Genomic DNA, 12,039 nt, shown 5'->3' on the forward strand with positions numbered 1-12,039 from the left:
CCGCCGGCCGATCCAGGAACAGCCCGGTGAGCGGGTCGTAGTAACGCGAGCGGTCGTACTGCAGGCCGGTCTCCGCGTCGTGGTAACGGCCTCCGGCCCACAGCGCGGCGGTGTCCGGGTCGGTCGCGCCGGGCCGCACGGCACGCAAGGCGCCGTCCACGATCTGGGCGACCGGGCCGGCCAGCTTCGGGTGGTACTCCCACGTCGAGGTGATGGCCTCGCCGCCGCGCTTGCGCCGGTTCTGTTCGACGAGCCGGTCGCCGGACCAGACGAACTCGATCTCCTCCAGTACCGTGCCTTTCGCGCCGTGCCGTTGTTTGGCCAACCGCCGGCCGAACGCGTCGTACCGATAGCTCCAGCGATCACCGCCCGGTGTTGTGACGCCGATCAGCCGATCGCGGTGATCCCAGGTCAACATCCATTCGCCGGCCCCGTCGGTCCGGGTGACCGGCCGGCCAAGGGCGTCGAGCGTGTAGCGTGCCCCTCCACTGTCCGGCCCGTTCGCTTGGTCGGTCGCACCGTGCACGGACGTCAACCAGTCGACGTCGATGCTCTGACCCGCCGCCGCCAGCACCACGGGCCGGCCGGAATCGTCGTAGGTCCATTCTGTCCTGGCCCCGGATGGGCAGGTGCGGGCGCTGAGCAGGCCGAACCGGTCGCCGTAGGAGGTGGTGACGGTCCGGCCGTTCACCGTCTCCGCGATGACGCGGCCGAGCGCGTCCCGCTCGAGCCGGATCTCCGAGTCGGCATCGGTGGCCGCCACGACGCGACCGGCACCGTCGTACTCCAGCCGGGTCGCGGCGTCGCCCGTGCGTCGTTCGACGATCTGACCCAGCAGGTCGTAGCTGTAGACGGTGACCGCACCGGCCGCGTCGGTGTGCCGCACGACCTGACCAGCGGCGTCATAGCCGTAACGCTGGGTGCGGCCACCGAAATCGGTCTCCTCGACCAACCGGCCGTTCGGGTCGTACGTGTACCGCCACGTCTCGCCCTCCGGGTTGGTGATCGAGGTGAGGCGCAGCTCGGTGTCGTAGCCGTACACGGTGCGGTTGCCCTCGTCGTCGATCATGGCCGTAACCAGGTCGAACGCGCCGTACTCGCGCACGGTCCGGCGCCCGTCGGCGTCGACGGACTCGACCAGGTTGCCCTCCCCGTCGTAGTGGTACTCCTCGAAGCCGCCGTCCGGGTTCTCCCGCCAGGCCAGCTCGCCCCCGATCGTCCAGCCGAGATCGGTGAAGCCCTCGTTGTTCTCGATGACGACGACGCGGCCGAGGCTGTCGTACTCGTAGCGGGTGTGGCCGTCACCCGACCTCATCGAGATGACCTGCCGCGCCGCATTGCGAACCGTGGCCGCCGGGCCGGCCTGGAGGACGGTCCACGGACCGTTCGCGGCGAGCCGCTCGGACCGCACCACCTCACCGGTGGCATCCGTCTCGGCCCGCAGCAGACCGTCGGCGTCGAACTCCCGGGTGCGGGTGGCCCCGGCTTCGGCGGCGGTGACCTGGAGACCCTCAAGAGCGAGGCCGGTGAGATGCGGTTGTCCGCGGTGACACCGGCGCCGCCGTCGACGGCGGTGTCCGTGCTCGTGTCGGTGCGGCCGTCGGCGCCGTCGCCGGCGCCGTCGTCGGTGCCGTCCAGGAAGGACGAGAGGTTCGGGCCGGCCTCGCCGTCGGTCGGCGCGTCGGCATTGCCGTCGTCGGCGGTCGGGGGCGAGGCGTCGGGTAGGTCGCCAGGCCCGCTGGTGTCGATGAACACGACGAGGCCGTCGGGTCCGAAGGGTGGGATGACTCTTTGGTCGCGTGCTTGGGGGTCGGTGAAGGCGATCTTGCCGTCGGGGTTCTTGGTGACGGTGATCATGTGGAAGGGGTCGCCGGCCTGGTTGTTGCCGGTGCGGTAGGCGACGATGCCGGTGCTGCCGGGGGTGAGGGCGCCGATCTGGTTGAGTGGTCCGCGCCAGCCTTCGAAGGCGAGGACTTCTCGGCCGGGGTAGGAGCGTTCGACGTCGCCGAGGGTCCGTGGTGTGGAGGTGGGTGGGATGTCGAGGAGTCGGCCGGAGCGTTGGTTCTCGTCCAGTGATTCGGCGTAGCGGGTGCTGTCCGGGTTGGTCGTGTCGTGTCGCGCGGCACCGAACATGGCAGCCAGATCGGGACCGCTGCGGACCATGTCCAACATCGGAATGTTGACGATCGCGGTATAGGTCTGCATGCTCGACCCGGCGCCGTAATAGTCCTGCGGAGGGTCGTTCAACCCCAGTTGCTGATCCAGGGGCACACCCTGGCGCTCGAGGATCTGCTGGGTCAGCCAGGCCAGACTCTGGTTCCCGCTGAAGCTGTGATTCATGTACGGGAAGATGACCGGATTGAGCCGCTCGTTCATCAACAGCAGCTGCATCACCAGGTTGATGTTGAGTCGCGCGTTGGCGTCCGTGAAGAAGTGTCCGATGTGCAGCTTGCGGACGGTTTCCGCGATCAGCCAGATCCGATCGGCGTCCGTCGTCGTGTGCCGGATGTCGCGATAGTAGTCGTCGAAGATCGTGTTGATGAGTGCCGGCGCTTCGGTGGCCGTGTAGTTGCTTTCGTACTGATAATCCGTTTGATCGCCATACGTGATGCGGTTCTGCGGATCGGCGGACTCGACGTCCGACCTTGCCACCAGGGGCCGCCCGGCGACCGAGGTGTTCGGCACGCTCGACGAAGGCGTCGCATACATGGGAGCGGCGGTGGAGTAGACGTCGTTGCCCTCGGGATCGGGCTCGCCCGTCCACTCGTGCGGAATCGGGGTGTAGCGAACAACCGCCTCGTGCATCGCGGCGTAGACGTTCGCGTTGAGACGTCTCACCGGCCGCGACGTGAACAGATACTCGTCGTACGCCTCGACCATGCTTTGCTGGTAACCGGGCTCCTGGTCGTTGTCGTACATGTCACCCGGGTCGGCCGACTCCGCCGCGATGTGGTGGTGGTCCGGATCGATGTAGAGCATCCACCACTGGTTCTGAGGAATTGCCCGGCTCGATCGACTCGATGTTCCGGCCTGTGACGACGATCCGGATCCGCGGCCTCGCCGGTGTCCTCGTCCGTGCCGGGGCATGCCGCCGGCGACGTTGCGGTTGCTGGTGGTGAGGATTGTGCGGGGTGTGTCGCCCTGGGCGCCGGCGTTGTTGACCTCGGAGAGCTGGGGGCCGACCGGTTGGCCCTTGTCGTACGCCTGCCATCTGCCGCCGGGGACGGGTTTGACGACGAGGTTGGCGTAGTCGCCGTTCTGCAGCCGGAAGGGCTTCAGCTCGTATGGCTCGTAGGCGGTCAGATGCTCGGGCTTGGACTGACCCAGGGGAACGGTCATGTCCGGAGTGAGTTCCAGCTGGGCGCCGAGGTCGAGGAATCCCTCTCCACGCGGCTGTCGATCGGGGAGCGGCTGAAGGACCTGCTGAACGTCCCGCAGCGCGAGATTCTCGGCCGAGGCGGTCTGTCCGAGCGGTGGTAGCGTCCCGTTGCCGTGGCCGGACTCCCAGTTCATGGCGTGCAGGGAGGTGGGGGCGGCCGGCCGGCCGCCCGGCGACTGTCCCGGAGTCTGTGGTCCGTGCGGCGACGGCGGGAGAGGCACGGCCGGGAGCTGAGAGGGGCCGTCCTGGAAGCTGGGACGCTGCTGTCCGATCGGATCCAGCGGGTTCAAGGACGGCTGGGCGGGCTTGCAGGCGGCAAGCCCGAGCGGATCGGCGAGCGTGAGCGGGTCGCTGACGTAGGCACCGGGGTCGAGTCCGCTGGCGAGGCCGAGCGGGTCGGGACTGAGGTAACGAGCGATGGCCGGGTCGTAGTACCGGAAGCGGTTGTAGTGCAGGCCGGTCTCACGGTCGAGATACTGACCCGGGAAGCGCAGAGGGGTGGCCCCGGCGTCGCTGGTCCGGCCCCACAGATCGCCTCGTGCCCACCAGCTCAGCCGGCCGTCGGTCTCGACCAGATGCGTTGGCGTCCCGATCACGTCGGTGACGATCGTGCGAAGGCCGTCCTTGTCGGTCTGTGCCACCGGGGCGGTCCCGTCCGGCCGGTATTCCCACGTGACCGTCCCGTCCGCGCCGGTCTCCTCGAGGAGGAGGTCACCGCTCCAGGCGAACCGCACGTCTTCGACAACCGTGCCGTCGTCGGCCAGACGATGCTTGGTGACGCGGCGGCCGAAACCGTCGTAGCCATACCGCCACCGATCCCCGGCGAGGGTGACCGCCTGCACGAGGCGGTTCTCCGCGTCCCACGTGAAGAGCCAGCGGCCGGTGGTGTCGATGCGGGCGGTCAGGCGGCCCTTTTCGTCGTACTCGAAGCGTGCGTCCGCGATCGCAGCAGTAGGGTGCCGTCGAATTCCCACGCGTTGCCGCCGGCGCCGGTCAGCTTGCCGGTGTTGTCGTATTCGTAACGCTCCAGCGGCGCCCCGTCGAGATCGTGCGGTTGCCGGTGTCGTACCCGTAGCGCTGGGTACGCCCGTCGAAGTCCGTCTCGGTGGCGAGCCGGCCGGCCTCGTCGTAGGAGTAGCGCCACACCAGGCCGGCCGCGTTCGTGATCGCCACCAGCCGGCCGTCCGCGTCGTACTCGGCCGGCCCGTCCGCGTCGATGATCTCCACCCGATTCCCTCCGCCACCGTCCGGCAACACCACCGATCAACGTGGCACAGCGGAACGCGACGGCAGGGAGGGCGGGCGACGCGTACCCCGTCTCGCGGGTTATCCCTCGCGGGCCGGCCATCGGTGGCCATGCGCCGGTGTCACGTCACGGCACAGGGCTGACCGTCACCCTGCCTGTTACTCGTCCGGAGGCTTTCCCGATGTGAGCCCGCGCTGTCATGCGACAGGAGGGAAGATCTTTAAAACGCTGTCTGTGGGTACGGGGGGTGGTATGCCGTTGCCGACAGGACGAGGAGGCAGGTGACGCTATGACCGCATTGCTGGCCGTTGTCATGGTGATCGCGCTAGGCACCTGGATTCCGCTGGCTCAGCTCGTGCCCGGGACCCCGGAACGGTCCCGGATCTTCTATCTAGCCCTCGGCAACGTCGTCTTCGCCGGCCTGGCCCTGCTGGTGAGCGGGGCCGGCATCACCTTCGGCTGGCGCACGTTTTGGCTGCCGCTGGCCGGCGGCATGGTTTGGGCGGCAGGCAACTACTGCGTCTTCCGGGCGTCGAGGACGATCGGGCTCGCCGTCGCCGCCGGCATCTGGACGCCGCTCAACATCGTTGTCGCGTTCGGCTGGGGTGCATTGCTGTTCGGCGAGCTCGATGGATTCTCCGGAGCACGGTTCGCCGTGCTGGGCGGCGCCTTCCTGGTCGTTGTCGCCGGAGTACTGCTGATCGCCGGCTCCCGGAACGACTCTTCCAAGCCACGTCCGATTGCGGCGCGGGTCGGCCTGCTGTGGGCCGTCGGGGCCGGAATCCTCTGGGGTAGCTACTTCGTGCCGGCCCAGTGGGCTGCTGTTCCGTCCCAGGTGAGCAACTTCCCGCTCGCGCTGGGGATTCTGGTCGGAGCCGTGGCCTTGGCCTTCCCGGCCGGCGAGCCGGTCAAGCTGGGCCTGCGCGCCGCGAGCGCTCAGGTCGGTGCCGGCGGCCTCTTCGGCCTCGGCAACCTCCTCCTGCTCGCCCTGGTGGCCCGGGTGGGCACCGGCACGGGCTTCACCATCGCCCAGCTCAGCCTTGCGGTCAACGCCGCCATCGGCATCTGGGTCTTACACGTCCCCGAACCGGGCACCCGCCAGGCCCGAAGGGTACTGACCGGCATCGCGGTCGCCGGGATAGGAGGCTGCGTCATCGCCGCGATGCGTTAGCTCGTCGATGACCCATCACGCTTGACGCTTCGTGACGGACCGCTGCATAACGACGATCGTTAACTGACCTGCGGGCTGTCACTGTGAATGGAGGCGGCGAACTCGGTGAGCAGTTCGATGAGCTGCTTTCTCTGGCCCTCTTTGGCCTGCAGGCGGTTGATGAAAACGAAAGCTGACATGGTCTTTTCTCCCTGCTGCGAGGAAGGACTCGGCCGAGCCAGGCGAGCGACGGTCCACGAAGGAGCCTGAGTCGTGGGCGATCCGACGTATCGCGTGCCGGGCTGATGGCCCGTCCTCATCTGGTTTACATGTTAACCAGATCTTAGGGCCGGTGTTCGGGTGGCTGGCCCTGGAGTGACCTTCCTCACGGAAGCTTTCAAGTGGCCTCTGCGACCGGGGTTGAGCACCGTGAGGTAGATCGGCTCACGGCACAGCCTCCCCAGCACGACGGGGCTTCGTCGAGCTCGTTTCTAGCTCCGGGAATCACGGGAAACTGCCGGAATCGCGTGTCGGTCCAGCCGGCCGGTGCTTTGATGACGTTGTGCCGCTTCGGCGTCGACTCGGCGCATTGAGTCGTCGCCGGACGGCCATACGGGCAGTTTCAGGGGTGGGTAATGTCGATAGGTGCTGGTGAGGCGCCAGCCGACGGCCGCCGGCTCACTGACGGTGCCGCGCAGGTGCTTTACGAGAATGAACGTACGGTTGTGACCCGTGTTGTGCTGCCGGCCGGAAATACGGTGGTCCGTAAAGAGGCGCTGGGCCCGGACGGCGAGCTCCGGATGTGTCATGAGCGGGCGATGTTGCGGCGGCTGGCCGGGCTGGAGCAGGTGGCGAAGCTCGTCGACGACGGAGCCGCGGATGATGACGCGATCCAGCTCGTTGACCTGGATGGCGTAGCACTGGATTCGCTCCTGGGGCCCGAGCCGCTGGGTCTGGCTGAGTTGCTGACCCTCGCGGTCGACCTGGCTGAGGTACTCGCGGCGGTCCACGGCCGCGGTGTTGTGCACAAGGACGTCAATCCCAGCAACATCCTGCTGGCGGGAATGCCCCGCCGGCCTTCGCTGATCGATTTCGATCTTGCGACCACCTTCGCCGAGGAGCGCCCGGGGTTCCTGCACCCGGACCAGATTGCGGGGACACTGGTTTACCTTGCTCCGGAGCAGACGGGTCGTACCGGCCGATCGGTGGACCACCGAGCCGATCTCTACTCGTTGGGCGCGACGCTGTACGAGTTGGCGACGGGCGTACCCCCGTTTGGGTCCGAGGATCCGCTGCGCTTGATACATGATCATTTGGTCCGGAATCCGGTTCGGCCGGACCAGGTCAATCCCGCCCTGCCGGCCGGCCTGTCGGATCTTCTGCTGCGATTACTGGACAAGGAGCCTGACCGTCGCTATCAGAGTGCGGCCGGCCTGGCGCATGATCTGGTCCGTATGCGTGACGAGTTCGGTCGCGGTGAGCAGAGCGGGTTCCCGCTGGGCGAGCGAGATTTCCCGCTGCGGCTCGCGGCGCCGTCAGGGTTGGTCGGGCGAGATGCCGAGATCGCCACCTTGGGGGAGGCGTTCGAGGACGCGCTGATCGGCAACTGTCGCGGTGTACTGGTGAGCGGTGTTCCCGGCGTGGGCAAGAGCAGCCTGATCGACGAGTTGCGGCCGATAGCGTCCGCCTGTGGCGGCTGGTTCGTATCGGGAAAGTTCGACCAGTACCGCGATGATCCTGAATCTGACGGATTGCAGCAGTCTCTCCGCCGGCTGTGCCAGTTACTTCTGGCGGAGCCGGAGAGTGATGTTCTCGCCCTGAGAGCCAGTTTTGATGCGGCATTGGGGGCCAATGTCGCGTTGCTTGCCGCGACCGTGCCGGAGTTCGCGTTGCTCGTGGGGCACGACGCCGCGACGGCCCCCGCCGCGTCGAACGTCCGGGCGAATCGCGATCAGATGGTGCAGGCGGTCTTGGACTTTCTGTATGCGGTGGCCGCTTCCGGCCAGCCGGTAGCGCTGGTCCTGGACGATCTGCAGTGGGCCGGCCCGGCGGCGACCGCGCTGGTCGACGCGGTGTTCACCGAACCCGAACGTGGCGGGCTGCTGTTGGTGGGCGCTTATCGTGACGGCGAGGTCGACGTCACGCATCCGTTGACGACGATGCTGTCGCGCTTGAAGCAGCCTGGCACCGCGGTGAGACACATACGGTTGCACAACCTGCCCGTCGATGATCTCGGCGCCTTGTTGACCGAGATGCTCCGGCTGGCGCCGGAGAGGGCAGCCGAACTCGCCCAGGTCGTGGCCGCGCGTACCGGTGGGAATCCGTACGACAGTCTGGAACTGCTGAACGCCTTGCGCCGTGAGGGAGCCTTGATTCCCGGAGCAGAGGGTTGGCTGTGGGACCCGGCCGCGGTGCAGCGGCATCTCGGTCAAGCCGATGTGGTGGAGCTGCTGAGCGCCCGGATCAACGCTCTCCCGGCCGAAACCGGCGCCGCTCTGGAGACCATGGCCTGCCTCGGCGGAGACATGGCACCGGACCTGCTCGCTGCGGCGTGCGGTCGGTCCGGTGAGGCCCTGTCCGCGACGTTGCTGCCGGCGCTCGAGGACGGCCTGCTCATGATGGAGCAGAGCAGTGGTGCGGTGCGATTTCGTCACGACCGGGTTCAACAGGCGGCTTCGGCCCGCCTCGCCCCGCGGCTGCGCCCGGGGTTCCGGGTTCAGCTTGGCCGCCGACTTGCCGCCGTACCGCAACTACGCGGCATCGCGGCCAAACAGTACCTGCCCGCGATCGACCTGGTGATCGACCATGAGGAACGCCGACGGGTGGTCGGACTGTTCCGCGAGACGGCGCTCGATCTGCGAATACACCAACCGGCGATGGCTGAGCGTCTGTTGAGGGCCGCGGTGTCATTGCTGGGGACAGACCCCGTCGGCGTGGACGATCGCTCGCTGGCGACGGTCGAGACCGAGTGGCATGCGGCATTGTTCGTCCTTGGCGACCTCGACCAGGCCGACGACGTCTACCGATCGATTGAACAGCACTGTGTTGATCCGCTGGAGCGCGTCGCCGCAGCCGGCGTGCAGATCGCCAGCCTGAGCAATCGCAACCGTCATGCCGAGGCGTTGGAGCTGGGCATGAACCTGCTCGCGCGCTTGGGGTTGCCGGTCCCTGGGCCGGACGAGATGGGCGCCACGATCGGGCGTGGTGTGGCCGCGCTGACCGCGTGGGCCGCCGACGACGCCAGGGCTGACGACCGGCACAGGCCGGAGACGAAGGACCCCATCGTCTTGGCAATTAGTGCCCTGATGAACAGCGTCAAGCAACCGGCGTTCCTCGGAAGCCCGTCGATCCTGGCCTGGCTTCTGGTGGAGGCGCAGCGCTTGTGGGTTGCGCACGGACCCTGCGAGGCGCTGACGTCCGTTCTCAGCGGCGCCGGCTTCATCACGGCCTCAGCTGGACAGGACTACCGCACCGGATATTCCGTCGGGCGCTATCTGATCGCGATGAGCGAGACCCATGGCTACGAAATAGGCGGCGCCCAAGCCAGGTTGATGTCCGTGGCGAACGCGGCGCACTGGTTCGAGCCGTTGGAGGACGTACTGCGCGACGCACGCCGAACGCGTGCGAACATGGTCCGCCTCGGTGACCTGCAGTCTGCCGGCATTACCTATACCTTGACCATTCTGGCCATGTTCGACAGCATGCCGACTCTGGCCGAACTGCTCGCCGAGGTGGAGGCCGGGCTGGCGTTCAGCCATCGAACCGGCAACCAGTCGGTGGCCGAGTTGCTGACGATGGCGCAGCAGGTGATACAGCCGCTACACGGAGATGACGACAGCCTTGTTCGGACGGTTCCAGCCGAACCGCCCGCCGAGATCGAGGCCAATGGCGCCGCCCGGGCGACGTTCCATCTCTATGCGGCGATCGTGTCCGTCATTGCCGGAGATTTTTCGCGTCTGGACCAGCACGTCGCCGTAACGTCGAAGGCGATGCCGATGTTTCCGGGCATGTATCCCAACGCGGTCTATCACCTGTTACACGGCTTGGCCTTGGCGAATCGAGTGGTGGGCGCGGCGTCGACCGAACGGACCGCCCTGCTGGCCGAACTGGACGCCAGCCGGCAATGGCTTGCCGCACGGGCGATGGACGCACCGGCCAATTTCACTCACCTGTCCCGGCTCCTCGACGCGGAGCGGGCCGGGGCGGTCGGTGACACGTTAGGTGCCATTTCGGCATTCGACGCGGCCCTTCGCGAGCCGGGCACTCACCCGCGACCGTGGCATCGAGCATTGATCGGAGAACGGGCCGGACTGTTCCACCTCGCCCACGGGCTGGAACACACGGGGCGGGCACTGCTCGCCGAGGCGCGACAGGGCTATGCCGCGTGGGGCGCGGTGGCGAAGGCCCGCAGCCTCGATCGGCAGTACCCGTTCCTGGCCCAGCGACCCGCGAACCGGCCCGAGCCGCAACGCGGGCGGACCATCGAGACGCGGCGCAGCAGCGGTTTTTCCAGCGAGTCCGTCGACCTGCTCGGCGTGCTGGACGCGTCGCGTGCGCTCAGCTCCGAGACCGACCTCCGGGGGCTCCGGGCGCGTGTCAGTGACGTGCTCAGCGCGATGACCGGAGCGACCTCCGTACAGGTCGTCTCGCGCGACGACGATTCCCGGAACTGGTACATGGCCGACCCCGTCGGGGAACCGAGCGCCACCGAGCCGGTCGCCGGACAGGCAACCTCCTCTTCCGGGAAGGCGGCCGAAGAGGGCACCGCACGGCCTCTGTTGCCGATGTCATTGGTGCGCTACGCCGAACGTACTCGCGAACCTTTGCTGGTCGAGGATGCGACACGAGATGGTCGTTTTTCGCGTGACCCCTACCTGCAGGACGCCGCCTGTTGCTCCGTGATGGTGGTGCCTATATTGGCGCAGGGCGAGCCACGGGCCATGTTGCTCCTGGAGAACCGGCTCACCCGCAGCGCCTTCACCACCGCGCGTCTGGACGCGGTGCGCCTGATCGCTGGGCAACTCTCGGTATCGATTGAGAACGCCCTGCTCTACGCCCGCCTGGAACGCAAGGTAGCCGAGAGGACCGAGGAACTCGCCCGGGCCAATGAGCGCCTCGAACGGATGTCCCACACCGACGCCCTGACCGGCCTGCCCAACCGTCGCCGCCTGGACGACATTCTGGAAGCCGAATGGCAGCGCGCGCTGCGGGACAAGTCACCGCTGGCTGTCGCCATGATCGACATCGACCAGTTCAAACTGTACAACGACCACTATGGCCATCCCGCCGGCGATCGTTGCCTGCACCAGGTCGCCTCCACTCTGGCCGGCAGCGTCCGGTGTACCGATCACGTTGCCCGCTATGGTGGCGAAGAATTCTGCATCGTCATGCCGGGCGCCACCCTCTGCGGCGCGGTCGCGGCTGCGGAAAGGACACGGATCGCTGTGGAAGAGCTCGCTGAACCACACACGGTTTCGACCCATGGCACCGTCACTATCAGCATCGGAATCGCGTTGGCGAGACCGGACGGTTACCAGACACCGGGCGATCTTGTCCGCCGCGCCGATCAATTCCTTTATCAAGCCAAAGAGAACGGGCGCAATCGGACCGTCAGCGAAAACGGGCCGGGTTAGGCCGCGCGGACCTCGCTCGCATCCACGAGCTTGTCGACGACGTCCTCGGCGTGGGCATGGGCGTCGTACGCAGGGAAAGTTGGTCCCATGCCCGAGCAATGGAGACGCCGTGGAGGCTTTGTGGAGACGCCCGGCCGAGACTAACGGCACTTGACCCGTACGCATGTCGCAGGAGGGCCCGATGTACCACGACGAAGAGACTCCGCTTTCGGACGCCGACTTCGTGCCGGTGCCCGATCGCGGCAGCCGGCGTGTGGGGATGCTGGCCACGCTGCGCAGCCCAGGGGCCGCTGGGAGGGTGCAGCGGGGCTTCGACGACAGGCGGCCCGGCTGGCTGGATGACCCCGCATTCGTACCGGCCGACGTTACCCCGCGTGGGCTCGCCGGGTCCCACGGTGCGGTCCTGGACGTCAACCGGCCCGAGCTCGGCGCGAACTTCGACTCGCCCGAGTTCGGCGCCCGTAGCGACCACGCCGACTGGGACGACGAGATCGACGAGCCGTTCGACCACCGGAGGGGGATGGGTCGCGGTACTCGACCGCGTGGCCGCGGCCGTCGTTCTCTGTCCAGCCGGGTTCTGTCGGGGCGATGACGTGGTCCGGGCGTTCTTAGCCCCCTGACCCGTAGCACC

At 67.5% G+C, this 12,039-nt stretch carries 5 protein-coding genes and 1 pseudogene; 3 read left to right on the top strand and 3 right to left on the bottom strand.

Translation table 11 applies throughout. From position 1 onward, the window contains the following. Positions 1–307 precede the first annotated feature (307 nt). The 3 genes and pseudogenes from AB0O15_RS41335 to AB0O15_RS41345 all read right to left on the bottom strand — a co-directional run. Positions 308–1,315 (bottom strand): annotated as a pseudogene (locus AB0O15_RS41335) (hypothetical protein); the annotation flags it as partial. After that, positions 1,312–4,353 carry an RHS repeat-associated core domain-containing protein gene (locus tag AB0O15_RS41340; protein WP_364331308.1) on the bottom strand — a complete coding sequence of 1,014 codons (3,042 nt, stop codon included), beginning with the start codon at positions 4,351–4,353 and terminating at the stop codon, positions 1,312–1,314. The pseudogene AB0O15_RS41335 and the gene AB0O15_RS41340, both read right to left, overlap by 4 nt. 19 nt (positions 4,354–4,372) lie before the next feature. Then, on the bottom strand, positions 4,373–4,606 hold the full coding sequence (locus AB0O15_RS41345) for an RHS repeat domain-containing protein (RefSeq protein WP_364331311.1): 234 nt from the start codon (positions 4,604–4,606) through the stop codon (positions 4,373–4,375). 308 nt (positions 4,607–4,914) lie between these two features. Between AB0O15_RS41345 and AB0O15_RS41350 the strand changes: the two genes are divergently transcribed. From AB0O15_RS41350 to AB0O15_RS41360, 3 genes are all read left to right on the top strand, one after another. Further along, complete coding sequence (locus AB0O15_RS41350) at positions 4,915–5,796, top strand: GRP family sugar transporter (RefSeq protein WP_364331314.1); 882 nt, start codon at positions 4,915–4,917, stop codon at positions 5,794–5,796. Between the two features lie 677 nt (positions 5,797–6,473). Beyond that, positions 6,474–11,408: a diguanylate cyclase gene (locus tag AB0O15_RS41355; protein WP_364331317.1), complete on the top strand. Its 4,935-nt coding sequence runs from the start codon at positions 6,474–6,476 to the stop codon at positions 11,406–11,408. Positions 11,409–11,589: 181 nt separating this feature from the next. Further along, a complete protein-coding gene (locus tag AB0O15_RS41360; RefSeq protein ID WP_364331320.1) occupies positions 11,590–12,000 on the top strand; it encodes a hypothetical protein in 411 nt (136 codons plus the stop codon). The last annotated feature ends 39 nt before the right edge of the window (positions 12,001–12,039 follow it).

It is taken from the genome of Actinoplanes sp. NPDC089786 (genome assembly GCF_040684855.1).
GTDB lineage: Bacteria > Actinomycetota > Actinomycetes > Mycobacteriales > Micromonosporaceae > Actinoplanes.

Bases quoted from the DNA above. Each gene is read 5' to 3' on its own strand.
- AB0O15_RS41350 (WP_364331314.1), top strand. From the start codon at position 4,915: ATGACCGCATTGCTGGCCGTTGTCATGGTGATCGCGCTAGGCACCTGG.
- AB0O15_RS41360 (WP_364331320.1), top strand. From the start codon at position 11,590: ATGTACCACGACGAAGAGACTCCGCTTTCGGACGCCGACTTCGTGCCG.